General features: G+C 64.5%; 18 protein-coding genes. 5 read left to right on the top strand and 13 right to left on the bottom strand.

Going from position 1 to position 12,736, the window contains the following annotated elements:
• Nucleotides 1-11 precede the first annotated feature (11 nt).
• Together AAIH46_RS08265 and AAIH46_RS08260 are read left to right on the top strand one after the other, a co-directional pair.
• Complete coding sequence (locus AAIH46_RS08265; protein ID WP_430305371.1) at nucleotides 12-800, top strand: ABC transporter ATP-binding protein; 789 nt, start codon at nucleotides 12-14, stop codon at nucleotides 798-800.
• Nucleotides 797-1,621, top strand: coding sequence for an ABC transporter permease (locus tag AAIH46_RS08260; RefSeq protein ID WP_430305370.1), 825 nt, complete (start codon nucleotides 797-799; stop codon nucleotides 1,619-1,621). The genes AAIH46_RS08265 and AAIH46_RS08260 overlap by 4 nt, the downstream gene beginning before the upstream one ends.
• A 23-nt stretch (nucleotides 1,622-1,644) precedes the next feature.
• On the opposite strand, the gene AAIH46_RS08255 is transcribed toward AAIH46_RS08260, so the two are convergent.
• Together AAIH46_RS08255 and AAIH46_RS08250 are read right to left on the bottom strand one after the other, a co-directional pair.
• The gene (locus tag AAIH46_RS08255; RefSeq protein WP_430305369.1) at nucleotides 1,645-2,469 is read right to left on the bottom strand and encodes a mechanosensitive ion channel family protein; all 825 of its coding nucleotides are present in this window, start codon (nucleotides 2,467-2,469) and stop codon (nucleotides 1,645-1,647) included.
• Nucleotides 2,470-2,609: 140 nt separating this feature from the next.
• Nucleotides 2,610-3,503, bottom strand: coding sequence for an AraC family transcriptional regulator (locus AAIH46_RS08250; RefSeq protein WP_430305368.1), 894 nt, complete (start codon nucleotides 3,501-3,503; stop codon nucleotides 2,610-2,612).
• On the opposite strand from AAIH46_RS08250, the gene AAIH46_RS08245 reads away from it, so the two are divergent.
• Nucleotides 3,502-3,909, top strand: a complete 408-nt coding sequence (locus AAIH46_RS08245; RefSeq protein WP_430305367.1) for a DUF2000 family protein — start codon at nucleotides 3,502-3,504, stop codon at nucleotides 3,907-3,909. The genes AAIH46_RS08250 and AAIH46_RS08245 overlap by 2 nt on opposite strands.
• Before the next feature lie 39 nt (nucleotides 3,910-3,948).
• On the opposite strand, the gene AAIH46_RS08240 is transcribed toward AAIH46_RS08245, so the two are convergent.
• The 7 genes from AAIH46_RS08240 to AAIH46_RS08210 form a co-directional block, all read right to left on the bottom strand.
• Nucleotides 3,949-4,467 (bottom strand): tyrosine phosphatase family protein, encoded by a 519-nt coding sequence (locus AAIH46_RS08240; protein WP_430305366.1) that lies wholly within the window; start codon nucleotides 4,465-4,467, stop codon nucleotides 3,949-3,951.
• Complete coding sequence (locus tag AAIH46_RS08235) at nucleotides 4,464-5,081, bottom strand: hydrolase (RefSeq protein WP_430305365.1); 618 nt, start codon at nucleotides 5,079-5,081, stop codon at nucleotides 4,464-4,466. The genes AAIH46_RS08240 and AAIH46_RS08235 overlap by 4 nt, the downstream gene beginning before the upstream one ends.
• Nucleotides 5,078-5,923, bottom strand: a complete 846-nt coding sequence (locus AAIH46_RS08230; protein WP_430305364.1) for a YgfZ/GcvT domain-containing protein — start codon at nucleotides 5,921-5,923, stop codon at nucleotides 5,078-5,080. The genes AAIH46_RS08235 and AAIH46_RS08230 overlap by 4 nt, the downstream gene beginning before the upstream one ends.
• A 71-nt stretch (nucleotides 5,924-5,994) precedes the next feature.
• Entirely contained in the window at nucleotides 5,995-6,735 is a 741-nt protein-coding gene (locus AAIH46_RS08225; protein ID WP_430305363.1) for a hypothetical protein, read from the bottom strand.
• A 16-nt stretch (nucleotides 6,736-6,751) separates the two neighbouring features.
• Nucleotides 6,752-7,009, bottom strand: coding sequence for a hypothetical protein (locus tag AAIH46_RS08220; protein ID WP_430305362.1), 258 nt, complete (start codon nucleotides 7,007-7,009; stop codon nucleotides 6,752-6,754).
• Nucleotides 7,010-7,114: 105 nt separating this feature from the next.
• Nucleotides 7,115-7,552, bottom strand: a complete 438-nt coding sequence (locus AAIH46_RS08215; RefSeq protein ID WP_430305360.1) for a TIGR02301 family protein — start codon at nucleotides 7,550-7,552, stop codon at nucleotides 7,115-7,117.
• A gap of 68 nt (nucleotides 7,553-7,620) precedes the next feature.
• On the bottom strand, nucleotides 7,621-8,088 hold the full coding sequence (locus tag AAIH46_RS08210) for an NUDIX hydrolase (protein ID WP_430305357.1): 468 nt from the start codon (nucleotides 8,086-8,088) through the stop codon (nucleotides 7,621-7,623).
• Between the two features lie 62 nt (nucleotides 8,089-8,150).
• Between AAIH46_RS08210 and AAIH46_RS08205 the strand changes: the two genes are divergently transcribed.
• Nucleotides 8,151-8,480: a YnfA family protein gene (locus AAIH46_RS08205; protein WP_430305355.1), complete on the top strand. Its 330-nt coding sequence runs from the start codon at nucleotides 8,151-8,153 to the stop codon at nucleotides 8,478-8,480.
• Between the two features lie 31 nt (nucleotides 8,481-8,511).
• On the top strand, nucleotides 8,512-9,273 hold the full coding sequence (locus AAIH46_RS08200) for an SOS response-associated peptidase (RefSeq protein WP_430305353.1): 762 nt from the start codon (nucleotides 8,512-8,514) through the stop codon (nucleotides 9,271-9,273).
• Nucleotides 9,274-9,300: 27 nt separating this feature from the next.
• Here AAIH46_RS08200 and AAIH46_RS08195 read toward each other — a convergent pair whose 3' ends face one another.
• From AAIH46_RS08195 to solA, 4 genes are all read right to left on the bottom strand, one after another.
• Nucleotides 9,301-9,432 (bottom strand): hypothetical protein, encoded by a 132-nt coding sequence (locus AAIH46_RS08195; RefSeq protein ID WP_430305351.1) that lies wholly within the window; start codon nucleotides 9,430-9,432, stop codon nucleotides 9,301-9,303.
• 221 nt (nucleotides 9,433-9,653) lie between these two features.
• Complete coding sequence (gene pssA, locus AAIH46_RS08190) at nucleotides 9,654-10,469, bottom strand: CDP-diacylglycerol--serine O-phosphatidyltransferase (protein WP_430305349.1); 816 nt, start codon at nucleotides 10,467-10,469, stop codon at nucleotides 9,654-9,656.
• A 23-nt stretch (nucleotides 10,470-10,492) separates the two neighbouring features.
• Nucleotides 10,493-11,194 carry a phosphatidylserine decarboxylase gene (locus AAIH46_RS08185; protein WP_430305347.1) on the bottom strand — a complete coding sequence of 234 codons (702 nt, stop codon included), beginning with the start codon at nucleotides 11,192-11,194 and terminating at the stop codon, nucleotides 10,493-10,495.
• Between the two features lie 305 nt (nucleotides 11,195-11,499).
• Nucleotides 11,500-12,684, bottom strand: coding sequence for an N-methyl-L-tryptophan oxidase (solA, locus tag AAIH46_RS08180; protein ID WP_430305345.1), 1,185 nt, complete (start codon nucleotides 12,682-12,684; stop codon nucleotides 11,500-11,502).
• Nucleotides 12,685-12,736: the final 52 nt, after the last annotated feature.

Here is a 12,736-nt window from a genome sequence, read left to right as displayed (position 1 = left end):
ACGGAGAACTGATGTCCCACCTCGTTTCCATCGATAATGTCGACATGCGCTACGGCGGTACCGACGGCACGCTTGCCGTCTCCGGTCTCACCATGCGCGTCGACAAAGGCGAGTTCGCAGCCGTTGTCGGCCCGTCCGGTTGTGGAAAGTCGACGCTGATGAAGCTGGTGACTGGGCTGCATATCCCACAGGCCGGTGTCGTCATCGTCGCCGGCGAGCAGGTCACCAAACCGGTTTCGATCGTCGGCATGGCCTTCCAGAACCCGACCATGCTGCCGTGGCGCACGACGCTCGAGAACATTCTCCTGCCGCTGGAGATCGTCGAGAGGCATCGCCACCGGCTGCGGGCCAACAAGCGGGAATATGTGGAAAAGGCCGAGCATCTGCTGGAAACGGTCGGCCTCAAGGGTTTCGGTTCGAAATTTCCCTGGCAGTTGTCGGGCGGCATGCAGCAGCGCGCCAATCTCTGCCGGGCGCTGATCCACGAGCCCGACCTGCTGATGCTCGACGAGCCCTTCGGTGCGCTGGATGCCTTCACCCGCGAAGAACTGTGGTGCGTCATCCGCGATCTGCACGCCGCGCAGGGTGTCACCATCGTGCTGGTCACCCATGATCTGCGCGAAGCGGTTTTCCTCGCCGACAAGATCTTCGTCATGACGGCACGGCCCGGCCGCATCCTGAGGGAGCACGCCGTGCCCTTCGCCCGGCCGCGAGACCTGGAGATCATGTACCAGCCGGCCTTCAACGACATGGTGCACGACCTGCACGGGGAAATCGCCAAAGCGAGGGTAGCCGCATGAGCACCGTGATCGACACCGCCGCCCCCGCGAAAATCGTGCAGGCGAAGCCGCCGGCATCCCGGATCAACTGGGTCCGCGCGGCGCCCTGGCTCTACACGCTCGCTTTGTTCGCTGCCTGGGAGGTGCTGGTGCTGGTGCTCGACATGCCGGCGACGATCCTGCCGTCACCGACCCGGGTATTCCAGGCGATCGTTCAGTACTGGTCACCGATCTGGAAGAACTCGCTGCAGACGCTCTACACCACCACCGTCGGCTTTGCGATCGCTGTGGTCGCCGGCCTCGGGATTGGCCTGTTCATCGGCTGGTCGAAGACGATCTATGCAGGGCTCTATCCGCTGATGATCGGCTTCAATGCCATCCCCAAGGTGGCGCTGGTGCCCATCCTTGTCATCTGGTTCGGCATAGGCACGGTGCCGGCCGTGCTGACCGCGTTCCTGATCTCGTTCTTCCCGATCGTCGTCAATGTCGCCACCGGGCTTGCCACCATCGAGCCGGAGACGGAAGACGTGCTGCGGGCGCTGGGGGCACGCAAGATGGACATCATGCTGAAGGTCGGCATCCCGCGCTCGATGCCGTATTTCTTCGGCTCCCTGAAGATCGCCATCACGCTCGCCTTCGTCGGCTCTGTCGTCTCGGAAACCGTCGCCTCCAACTATGGCCTCGGCAACATGATGAGCTCGGCGCAAAGCCAGTTCAACGTGCCGCTGGTATTCGCCGGCCTGCTGATGCTGGCGGTAGAGGGCATCGCCATGTACGCGCTGATGGCGTGGATCGAGCGGCGGATGACCGGCTGGGCGCACCGCTCGACGATGGCCAACTGATCAGCCGGCGAACCGGCAGCCGATTAGTCCGCGACCTTGGCGGCGTCAGCCTCGGTGCGCTGCCGGTCGAACTGCAGCTTGACCGCCTTCGCAAGGTCGCGCCGCACCGGTCCCCATTCGCGGCTTCTCGCCCAGTAGCGCAGCGTCACCTTCGCCGACGAATCGCCGAACTCGGCCACATACGTCGTCGGTGCGGGCGACTGCAGGACCCGCTGGTCGGCGGCCGCGATGGCCAGCAAAAGTTCCTGCGCCTTCTCGATGCCGATCTTGCTGTCGGTCGTGACGGTGATCTCGTTGCGGCGGCTGTCGTGGCGGCTGTAATTGGTGATCGGCACGTTCCAAAGCGTCTGGTTCGGCGCCAGCCGGTACACGCCATCGGCGGTCTTCAGCTCGGTCGCGAAAAGCCCGACATCGACGACGGTTCCGCTGACGTTGTTGGTCTCGATCGTCTCACCGACGCGAAACGGCCGAAGAACGAGCAGCATGATGCCGGCGGCGATGTTCTGCAGCGTGCCCTGCAGCGCCAGACCGACAGCCAGACCGATGGCGCCAAGCGCTGCGAGCACCGACGCGGTCTGCACTCCGAACTGTCCGAGCACCATGACGATGACCAGCACCAGGATGGCGTAGCGGATGACGTTGGAGAAGAACTGCGCCAGCGTCGCATCGATGCCGTGGATCCGGCCAAGTCCCTCTCGGGCCCAGCGGCTGATCATGCCCGATGCCAGCCAGCCGAGGCAGAGCAGGATGATCGCGCCGACCACGGAGAACGAATACTGTACGGCAAGCGCCGAAAGCTGCGTCAGCGCCGCGCGCGTGGCGATCACGAACTGGGATGCTTCATCCATACTGCCAATCTCTCCTTGGTCCTGTCCGGTTGAGAAGGCTAACTGGCGCGGCAGCGAGAGCGGTCAAGGGGATTTGAGGCGGAATAGGCCGGTCCGCTTCATCTTGAGGCAGACCCGAATCGAGATGCTGCAGTAGCGGCTCATTTGCCGCCGCTCCTCAGCGCCAGCCATCGGCCGGGCGTCATGCCGAAGGTCTTGCGGAAATGGCGGGTGAAGTGCGGCTGGTCCGCAAAGCCGGCGGCGGCTGCCGCATCTGCAAGGCCGACCCCGTCCGTCAGCAACTGCTTTGCCTGGTCCAGCCGGCGCAGGACCATGTATCGGTGCGGGCTCGTGCCCATCAGCCGGCGGAACTGCCGGGCAAGCTCGAAGCGGCTCAGCCCGCTCACCGCCTCCAGGTCCTCCGATCCGATACTGTCGTTGTAATGGCTTTCCAAGAAGTCGACCGTCCGCATGACGGCAACCCGCGCCGGCGTCGCCACCGCGGCGTTTGGTCCGCCGGCGTGTCGGTTGAGCGCATCGGAAATGCGTAAGACCACGTCGTCGAGCAGCAGTTCGCTCGGCTCGTGGTCGAGATCGTCGAGAACCTCCGCCAGCGCCTGCCACAGTGTCGCATCGGCCGTCACGGGATCAGGAGCAAAGGGCAATGCATGGCGGTAGTCGCCGACGGCGGCGAGCAGTTGGGGCGGCAGGTAGATCATCCGGTAGATCAGCCCGAGATCTGTCCCGGCTGCCCCGTCATGCACCTCGTCCGGATGCAGGATGATGACGTTGCCGGGGCGGCTGAAGTGCGAGGTTCCGCGATAGTGGAACGTCTGGATGCCGTGCAGCGTCAGCCCGAGCGCGTAGGTGTCATGGCGGTGGGGCGAAAAACCGTTGCCGTGAAAGCGGGCCTCGATGCGTTCGATGCCGCGCGCCGAGTTCGATATCCGCATGCCGTCGCCCTTGCCGTCCGTGCACGAACGTTCAAGACCGCGATGCGGATCGGGCGCTAGGAGTTCGCCTCTCTCGATGCCTTGAACGGAGTTGTCCCGCATGTTCCAGACCAAGATTGCAATTGTTGTCCGCGACGATCTTGCCGCCTGGCAGAAGCTCAACGTCACGGCCTTCCTGACGAGCGGCATCGTCGGTCAGGCGCCGGATATCATCGGCGAAGCGTACCGGGATGCGGCCGGCAATGTCTACAACCCAATGACCATCCAGCCAATGGTGGTCCTCGTCGCGGATCAGGAAACCTTGCGGACGATCCAGAAGCGGGCGCTGGAGCGGCAGGTGATCACCTCCGCCTATGTTGAGGAGATGTTCGCGACCGGCCATGACGCCGCCAACCGCGAGGTTTTCGCTCGCTCCAAGCCGGACGATGCGAACTTCGTCGGCATTGCCCTGCGGGCCGACAGGAAGATCGTCGACAAGATCACCAAGGGCGCGGCGATGCACGGCTAGCCCAGCTCGTCCTTCGCATCGTCCGATCTGCAGGGTGACCTAGCCGGAAAGCGGCAGGAAGAATGACGCCCGGCCGTCTGTCTCACTGCCGCGGCCGATGGCCTTGATCGCAGCCACCAGCCGTCCGTCGCGCTTCAGGGCGCGGTCGCCGATGTCGATCAGCCGGCTATTCGGCGTTGCGTGTGGCGCGACCTGCCGCAGCCGCCGGGCAAGCGCGAAGTCATCCTGGTCCGGGTCGACGGCAAGTGCCGCGATCACCGCTGCGGCCGGCGACCGCGAAACTCCCATCCAGCAGTGGATGACGATGGGGGCCGTCCGGTCCCAGCCACGGGCAAAGGCGATCAGGTCGTCGACATGGCCTTCGCTCGGGGCCACCAGATCGCCGGTGCCGGCGAACACAATATCGTTCATCGCAAGCTTCAGATGTCGCTCGGCGCGGATGACGCCTGGGCGGTGGAAATCCTGGTTGGCGGCCACCAGGCTCACCATCTCGCGGGCCCGGTGGCGAACGGCCAGTTCGGCGATGCTGGCAAGCGGGCAGACGACGATGCCGGTCATCGCAGACCTTCCACGCGGCGCGCTTCTTCCAGCGTCTGGAAGCGGTCGAGAAACCGCTGCTGCGCCTCGACGGCCGCCATCGGCTGCAACGGCAGCATGTCGCGGGTAATGTTGCGCGGCAGGCCGAAGAACTTGCGGGCCTCGGCGGCGGTGAAGCCGGCAAGTTCGGTTGCCTCGAAGAAGGCGGCAACCGTATCGGCCTTCTTGATGCGTGCCTTCAACTCCTTGGTCGGATGCGGCGGAAGACCGAAGCGCAGGTGAACTGCCGCTTCCAGCCGCTTCTCGACACCCTTGTAGCCACCGCCGACGACAGCCTTGAACGGCGAGATCATGTCGCCGATGACGTATTCGGGCGCATCGTGCAGCAGCGTCATCAGCAGCTCGCCGGCCGTAGCGCCGGGCACCGAAAGCCGGAAGATTTCCTCCACCACCAGGCTATGCTGGGCGACGGAAAACGCATGATCACCGCGCGTCTGGCCGTTCCAGCGGGCGACGCGCGCCAGCCCGTGGGCAATGTCGGAGATCTCGACGTCGAGCGGCGAGGGGTCGAGCAGATCGAGCCGCCGGCCGGAAAGCATCCGCTGCCATGCGCGGGCCGAAGCAGGGTTGGTCACTGCTCGGCCTCGCTCGCCTCGATCGGAAACGTGAGACCCGACCACTGCGGCAGTGCCAGCGTCACCGGCGTCTCGCCAGCCAGGATCGGCAGGTTGGCGGCCATGGCGGCACCGACGCGGTCGGTGCGGACGATGGCAAGCCCGCGGGAACCGACCACCGTGCCGAGCGTGCCGACCGGCTTGCCGCCGGCCATGAGCTCGGTGCCGGAAGCCGGCAGATCGGTCCCACCCGTCACCTGCGCCACGCGGCGACGCGCGGTGCCACGATGCTGCATGCGCGATACGACCTCCTGGCCGACATAGCAGCCCTTGCGGAAGGACAGCCCACCGTCGAGATCCAGCAGAACATCGTGGGGAAACGCGTCCTGAAGCGCGAAGTCGCGGCCCGAAAGCGCAAGGCCCGCCTCGATCCGCATGGCGTCGTAGGCTTGGCTGCCATCGGAAGATGCGAGATTGCCGGGCTGGCGCCTGAGAAGGATGCCGGCCTTGTCGAAGGCGCCGTCGATGATGCCCTCGGCTTCCTTGGCCCCGTCGCCCCAGATCACCGTCAGGCCGGTGTCGCCCGGCGCAAGCGTCACCGCGGCGCGCAGCTTGTACATGGTGAGGCGGCGGATCAGCGCATCGCGGTGCTCGGCGTCGCATTCCAGCTGGAAACCTTCGCCGTCGCGCCAGAGGTTGAAGTCGAAGAGGATCTTGCCCTGCGGCGTCAACAGCGCGCCCGGACGGCTCTCGCCGGGCACCAGCGCATCGACGTCGGTGGTGAGGATGCCCTGCAGGAAGCTCTGCGCTTCGGCGCCGGCAATCAGGATCAGGCTGCGGTCGGGAAGATAGGCGGATGGCATGGGGTCAACGTCCGGTTCTGATCCAGACATAGGCGCCGGCGCCGGCCAAGGCAAGCACCGGGCGGGCGATGTCAGTCGCCGCCGGCAAACAGCCGCCAGCGGCCGTCGGGAGTGATGCCGAGACGGTAGAAATTATAGTTGTTGGTCTCTTCCATCGCCACCAGATCGCCGGCGGTGATGAGACGCAGAAGCTCGACACGTTCCGGAGCGCTCAAGCCAGTGACCGGCTTGCCGACGAAATAGGGCCAGACATACATCTCGTCGGCCGTGCCGACGCCCACATGCGCGGCGCCCGTCTGCAGCACATCGAGGATGATCGCCAGGATTTCGAGGCCGTCCGGATCGCCCGAAAGGCTCTTGAACGCCTCGACCGGATCGCCACCGTCCGCCTGCAACTGCTGCATCACGTCGGCATCGAAACTCATCAGCGGACGAAGCCGCTCGATGTCGCCAGAGGCAGCCGCTTCGGCCAGCGCCTGGCGGGTCTTCTGCACCGCGTCCGGCAGCTTGCTCAGGTCGTGCAGGATGTCGATCTTCGGTGTGGCTGCTGCAGGCGCTCCGGCAGCCGGAGCCTCGCCCGCGGATGGCGTGGTGGCGGGTGCCTGGCTCTGCTTCACCATCGGATCGGGAAGCGGCAAGCCGGTCGCCGGAGGAGTGGTTTGTGGCGCGGGCTCCGCCGACTGCGCCGTGGTGCCCGACAGCGCCAGTGCCGGAAGGCTTCCTGTAGCCGTAAGCGTCGTGAAAGCAAGACCGCAGGCGACCAGTCCATGGCGAACAAAGCTGCGAATCGACGTCGGCGCATTCGCCATCATGGGAAGGCCTCGGCTCTTACTGGACGATGCGCTCGGGGGAAAACTCGCCTGCCAGCATGCGGGCACGCAGAGATTCAAGCATGGCTTCGGCGCCGTCTTCGCCATGAAGGCGGATGGTTTCACGCATCGCCAGCGCGATAGCGGCGTCAGCGATGATCTCGGCTTCGATGCCGTCGGCACGTCCGTCAGCCCAGGCTTCGTTCTGATATTCGAGCGCCGCCTGCATCTTCTCGTGCACAATCATGTCGTCGATGTCGTTGCGCGCAGTCTGCATTTCAATTCCTCTTGCAACGGTTGGCTATCTTACCGGCACGTTAACAACACTAGCAGCCTTTTATCAAAACGACACGTGCGCGGCGTGAAAGAGGTTAATAAAGGTCTAATTTCCATAGCGGGCGGCAATTTCACCGGCCAGTGTTGCACCTTCGTTACGGTAGCGTTCCTCCGCCACCCGGGCCGCCGTGGTGCATGTGGTGTGCACTGCGGCGAAAGCCCGGTAGCCGCGGTTGAACGATGCCGTCAGCCGTTCCCGGCGTTTCGGCTCGTTCAGCGTCTCGGCATCCAGAAGCGTCTGCATCGAGGAACGCCAGTCGGCCGAATCGGCACCGCACAGGGTGCGCAGGTAGTGCACGGAGCCGAGCACCTCCGCAAGCCGCATCAACTGGGTGTCGTATGGGGCGGGCTTCTCTTCGGCCGGCGGTGCCGGGGCAACAGGCGGCACTGGCTCCTGTCCCTTCTTCTGGGCGACTGCCGGCGTGGCAAGGCTTGCCAGCGCAAGGCAGAAGACGACGAGGAGACGGACAGGACTTTGAAGCATCGACACCATCGGGCTTGGCAAATGGAGGTGGTCCGCCATCGTCTGAGCCAACGGCAGGCGCGGAAGCTTTAGCCTGCTTCCCGTTCTGCCGCCAGTCTCTCGGCACATTCCAGGACGCTGGACGGCACCGGCAGCGCGCGGATCTCGTCGACCGTGAACCAGCCGGCATCGGCGGCATCGTCGGCGGCAATCGCCTGCGTCGCGGCATCGGCAGTGACGGTGAAAACGGAGAGGAAGAAGTGGCTCACCATGCGGCCCTCGTCATCTCGTTGTTCCAGATCATAGGTGGCGAACAGCTGCGGATCGAACGCCTGGATCCCCGTCTCTTCGTAAAACTCGCGCACCGCCGTTTCGGCGGGCGTCTCGCCGGGTTCGCCGCGGCCGCCGGGAAAGGCGAACATGTCGGCCGATGGCGGATTGCGCCGACGGATCAGCAGGTAGCGGCCGTCCCTCTCGAGGATCGCCGAGGAGGCGGGATGCGGCCGGCTGCGGGCGGCGGTGGATGATGTGGGTTGTCCGGGCAGGTGCGAGGTCATGGACGCACACTGGCAAGGGCAGCCATCTTGCGCAAGCGGTTCGCCTCTGCCACGAACGAAGGATGAAGACCTCTCTGCTGTTCATCGCCGCCGCGCTTGCCGAAATCGGCGGCTGCTTCGCCTTCTGGGCGTGGTGGAGGCTGGACAAGTCGGCCTGGTGGCTGCTGCCGGGCACCGGATCCCTGATCGTCTTTGCGCTTTTGCTTGCGCTCGTCGACAGCGCCGCCGCGGGTCGTACCTTCGCCGCCTATGGCGGCATCTATGTCGCAGCCTCGCTCCTCTGGCTGTTCACGGTCGAGGGCCGCATGCCGGACCGGTTCGATCTTGCCGGCGGTGCGCTGTGCCTTGCCGGCTGCGGGGTCATCCTGTTCGGCCCCCGGGCCGGCGCTTGACCCTTACGCCCGGCGATGCGATCACATCGGCATGTGTGGACGCTACTCCCTGACCGCGACGCCCGAGGAGATCCTCGAATTCCTGAGCGTCGTGTCGATCGATGATTTCCCCAAGCGGTTCAACATTGCGCCGACGCAACCGGTGCTGCTCATCGTCGCCGGCGAGAAGCCTCTACCGGGAAGCAACCTGCCGGCCCGCCAGGCGGTGCTTGCCCGCTGGGGCTTTCTGCCAGGATGGGTGAAGGATCCGAAGGAGTTTCCGCTGCTCATCAACGCGCGGGCAGAGACGGCGATCGGCAAGGCATCCTTCCGCGCCGCCATGCGCCACAGACGCGTGCTGGTTCCGGCATCGGGTTTCTACGAATGGCATCGGCCGTCGAAGGAGGAGGGCGGCCCGTCGCAGGCCTACTGGATCCGCCCGAAGCGCGGCGGCATCATCGCCTTTGCCGGGCTGATGGAGACGTGGTCGTCTGCCGACGGTTCCGAGGTGGATACGGCGGCCATCCTGACGACCCGCGCCAACCGCACGATCGGCACCATTCACGATCGCATGCCGGTGGTGGTCGATCCGCATGACTTCGAGCGCTGGCTGGACTGCAAGACGCAGGAGCCGCGTAACATCGCCGACCTGATGAAGCCGGCGGATGATGATCTCTTCGAGATGATCCCGGTGTCCGACCTCGTCAACAAGGTCGCCAACATGGGACAGGAACTGCAACAGCCGGTCGAGCCGAAGCTGCGGCCGGGGCGATCAGAACCGCGCGGGCAGCAGAACCAACTTTCGCTGTTCTGATCTGCTGCCGCCAAGGTCAGGGAAGGCTCAGGAAGCCGGCTTCATGCTCTTACGCTGCAGCATCATGGCGGCAGCGGCAACAGCCTTCAGACCGAGCGGGCGCAGCGGCGCGTGCAGGTCGTTCTTGGCGTGCGAAGCAGTGGTCTTGTCCTGGCTCATGGTCTTTTCCTCGAGGCGCGATTCACTCGGAATCAATGTTGGGACTGCGCGTTTCGTCAGAAAACCGGGCGGAAATTTGTCGAGCAAGAAGTTCGCGGCATTTTAGTCTGTTTGTAGATGCCGATGGTCGAAAACTGTTGTCGAAACAACGCAGTTTTGCTGCGGCGCCGAAGAATGCTGCGCTGCGTTGTTAAGCTTCCGTTAACCTTTGCTGCGCCGCATCAAATATTGGCGTGATCATCTTCGATGGTCAGCGTGCCGTAGCGGCGCTTCCAGGCGCGGGCGCTGAACGGCAGGATGCAGAGGTAGGCGATCGCCGTTACCGACAGCACTTCCCAGGTATAGCTCATCAGCAGCGCCACATAGATGACGACGCCGAGCAGCACCGGCAGCATCAGGTCGCGTCGGACGCGGGTTTCCGATTTGCCCGACCAGACGGGCAGGCGGCTGACCAGCAGATAGGCCATCAGCACCGTATAGGCGGTGGCGATGAAGGCCATCGGCCGGCTTTGCTCGACACCGAGAAATCCGAGATAGACCGGCAGAAGAACCAGCAGCGCGCCCATTGGTGCCGGCACGCCGACGAAGAACTCCGACTGCCATTTGGCCTTGAACTGGCGTTCGGCCATGACGTTGAACCGCGCCAGCCGCAGACCGGCGGCGATCGCATAGATCAGCGCGGCGATCCAGCCGATCGAGCCGACCTGATCGAGGACGAAGACGTAGAGCACCAGGGCAGGGGCGACGCCGAAATTGATGATGTCGGCAAGCGAATCCATCTGGACACCGAAATTCGAGGTTGCCTTGAGGGCGCGCGCCACCCGACCGTCAATGCCGTCGAGGAAGGCTGCCAGCAGCACCATGGCGACCGCCAGTTCAAAGCGGTTCTCGAAGGCGAGGCGGATGCCCGTCAGTCCGGCGCAGATGGCAAGCACGGTGATCAGGTTGGGCACCATCAGCCGAAGCGGGATCTCCCGGAAGCGTGGCCCACGCGCGGCGTCGTCGTCACGGGTCTCGGGGATCTCGTTCGGCTGCATGGCGTTCTCCAGGATGGGCTGTGTCAGTTGCGGCGGCTGATGGTCGGGCCCTTCAGCGAAGCGAATTCGGCAATCACCGTCTCGCCGCCGATGGTGCGCTGGCCGAGCGAAACGCGCGGCTGGCCGCCTTCCGGCACGTAGATGTCGAGGCGCGAACCGAAGCGGATCAGGCCGAAACGCTCGCCGGCATCGACGGGCTCGTTCTCGTGCACGAAGCAGAGGATGCGCCGTGCGATCAGCCCGGCGATCTGGACGACGCCGAGCTTGCCGTGCTTTGTCTCGATCACCAGGCCGTTACGCTCGTTGTCGACGCTGGCCTTGTCCAGCTCGGCATTGATGAACTGGCCCGGACGGTAGACGATCTGCGAGACGCGACCGCGTGCCGGTGCCCGGTTGATGTGGCAGTCGAAGACATTCATGAACACCGAGATCCGCAACATCGGCGCCGATCCAAGATCGAGTTCCACCGGCGGCACGACGACCTGTACGGCAGACACGCGCCCGTCGGCGGGGCTGATGATGATGTCGTCGTCTTGCGGGATGACGCGTTCCGGATCGCGGAAGAAGTAGGCGCACCACAGCGTCAGCACCAGGCCGATCCAGAACAGCGGCTGGGCGATCAGGCCGAGGACCAGCGACGCCACGAAGAAGGCGATGACGAAGATGTAGCCTTCCTTGTGGATCGGCACGAGCGTGTTGCGGATGGTGTCGAAAAGATTGACCAACGAGTGTTTCTCCAGATTGTCCAGCCAGGGATCTTGTTCCTAGCTGACTACAGGCAAACAGAATTGGGGGCAATCCGGTTCCGCCGGAGTGGCGAAGGGTAACAGAGTTCTGGCTGGCTGCTGCGAAGGCGTCAGCAGTTGTTGGCAAAAGACTGCGGGCACAGGAATGCGACCATGACCGCGCGGGGCTCCTCTCTGGAACGCCAGCGGCCGCATCGGTCACGCGCAGCGATCAGCGGCCGTCCAGCGTCGTGACATGAACATCGAGATCACCCTTACGCGCAGCCGCTTGCCTGGCAGTGGCGTCAGCGGCTCTCGGCCGAAAAGCGGCTCAGGGAGAAGGCACTGAGGTCGGTCTGGCTTGTACCGTCAACGTGTTGCTGCGCGAGCGCTTCACCGATACCCGCCGAGTGCTTGAAGCCGTGGCCCGAACACGCGCTGACAACCACGACATTGTCGATCATCGGATGCCGGTCGATGATGAACCCGAAGTCGGGCGTCAGCGTGTAGGTGCAGACGCTCGTCTTGACGGCTTCAGGCAGCACCCCGGAGATCTTCCCGGCCACTTGCGTGTCGAACATCGTGCGGCACTCATGGGGTTCGACATGCCGCCAAAGCTCTTCCGGCGTCGTCGGCACGCGGAACTGCTCGGTGGCGATCTTCATGCTGCCCTCTCCGGCAAGCGGCGGGAAGCCGTAGCATATGTCCTGATCCGTCGGGCCATGCGACAGGATGAAGGCGGGCGATGGATCCGGGAAGATGGAAGGCTCGGCGAGCTTGAACCAGTAGAGGTTCTGTCGGCACACCTTGAGCAACCGATCGAAGGGCGCGCCAAGCAGTTCCGCTGACCACATGCCGGCGCAGACGATCACCTTGTCGGCAACGATCTCGCCACCATCCATCGACACCACGGCCGCCCCGTTCACCGAACGCAGACCGGTGACGGTCCGATTGGTGATGATCTCGGCCCCATAGCGCTTGGCCAGCGTCAGCTGCGCATCGATGCACCGTTCTGGCCTGACATAGCCGCCGCCCGGCTCGAAATAGCCGATGGCGCTGTCGATGACCGGGCTGAACTGCGGGAAACGATGGCGTATCTGCTTGGCATCAAGCACCTCATGCTCGATCCCGTAACGCTTTGCCAGCCGGATCGTGTTCTGCGTGAAGTCGGCCATTCCGTGATGTGACGTCGGCGTCTCACTCGACGTCATGACCAGGAGCCCGCACTGTTCGAACAGCGACACGCCAAGCTCGCCCTCGATCTCGCGCCAGATCCGGTGCGAATTGGCGACAAGCGGGATATAGGCGTCGCCTTCACCCACTGCTCGGCGCGTTATCCGCGTGTCCCCGTGGCTGGACCCTTGATCGTGCGGCGGCGCCAGTCGGTCGATGCCGACCGCCGTCACGCCTCGCTTTGCAAGCTGATAGAGGGTGGCCGCCCCCATGGCGCCGAGGCCAACAACCGCCACTTCGTATCGTGCTGCCACCATGCCACCGCCGAGATAACGCGTCTGTGCTCACGTCTTCGTACACAAGCACGCT

This window comes from Rhizobium sp. 0TCS1.26 (assembly GCF_050455525.1).
GTDB lineage: Bacteria > Pseudomonadota > Alphaproteobacteria > Rhizobiales > Rhizobiaceae > Neorhizobium.
Note: the sequence above shows the minus strand (reverse complement) of the source record. Positions and strands in the feature narration are given on the sequence as shown.

Coding starts and splice junctions, on each gene's coding strand:
- AAIH46_RS08200 (WP_430305353.1), top strand. CDS start 8,512: ATGTGTGGACGCTACTCCCTGACCGCGACGCCCGAGGAGATCCTCGAA.
- AAIH46_RS08205 (WP_430305355.1), top strand. CDS start 8,151: ATGAAGACCTCTCTGCTGTTCATCGCCGCCGCGCTTGCCGAAATCGGC.
- AAIH46_RS08255 (WP_430305369.1), bottom strand. CDS start 2,469: ATGGATGAAGCATCCCAGTTCGTGATCGCCACGCGCGCGGCGCTGACG.
- AAIH46_RS08230 (WP_430305364.1), bottom strand. CDS start 5,923: ATGCCATCCGCCTATCTTCCCGACCGCAGCCTGATCCTGATTGCCGGC.
- AAIH46_RS08260 (WP_430305370.1), top strand. CDS start 797: ATGAGCACCGTGATCGACACCGCCGCCCCCGCGAAAATCGTGCAGGCG.
- AAIH46_RS08240 (WP_430305366.1), bottom strand. CDS start 4,467: ATGACCGGCATCGTCGTCTGCCCGCTTGCCAGCATCGCCGAACTGGCC.
- AAIH46_RS08245 (WP_430305367.1), top strand. CDS start 3,502: ATGTTCCAGACCAAGATTGCAATTGTTGTCCGCGACGATCTTGCCGCC.
- AAIH46_RS08215 (WP_430305360.1), bottom strand. CDS start 7,552: ATGCTTCAAAGTCCTGTCCGTCTCCTCGTCGTCTTCTGCCTTGCGCTG.
- AAIH46_RS08225 (WP_430305363.1), bottom strand. CDS start 6,735: ATGATGGCGAATGCGCCGACGTCGATTCGCAGCTTTGTTCGCCATGGA.
- AAIH46_RS08265 (WP_430305371.1), top strand. CDS start 12: ATGTCCCACCTCGTTTCCATCGATAATGTCGACATGCGCTACGGCGGT.
- AAIH46_RS08250 (WP_430305368.1), bottom strand. CDS start 3,503: ATGCGGGACAACTCCGTTCAAGGCATCGAGAGAGGCGAACTCCTAGCG.
- AAIH46_RS08220 (WP_430305362.1), bottom strand. CDS start 7,009: ATGCAGACTGCGCGCAACGACATCGACGACATGATTGTGCACGAGAAG.
- solA (WP_430305345.1), bottom strand. CDS start 12,684: ATGGTGGCAGCACGATACGAAGTGGCGGTTGTTGGCCTCGGCGCCATG.
- AAIH46_RS08210 (WP_430305357.1), bottom strand. CDS start 8,088: ATGACCTCGCACCTGCCCGGACAACCCACATCATCCACCGCCGCCCGC.
- AAIH46_RS08195 (WP_430305351.1), bottom strand. CDS start 9,432: ATGAGCCAGGACAAGACCACTGCTTCGCACGCCAAGAACGACCTGCAC.
- pssA (WP_430305349.1), bottom strand. CDS start 10,469: ATGCAGCCGAACGAGATCCCCGAGACCCGTGACGACGACGCCGCGCGT.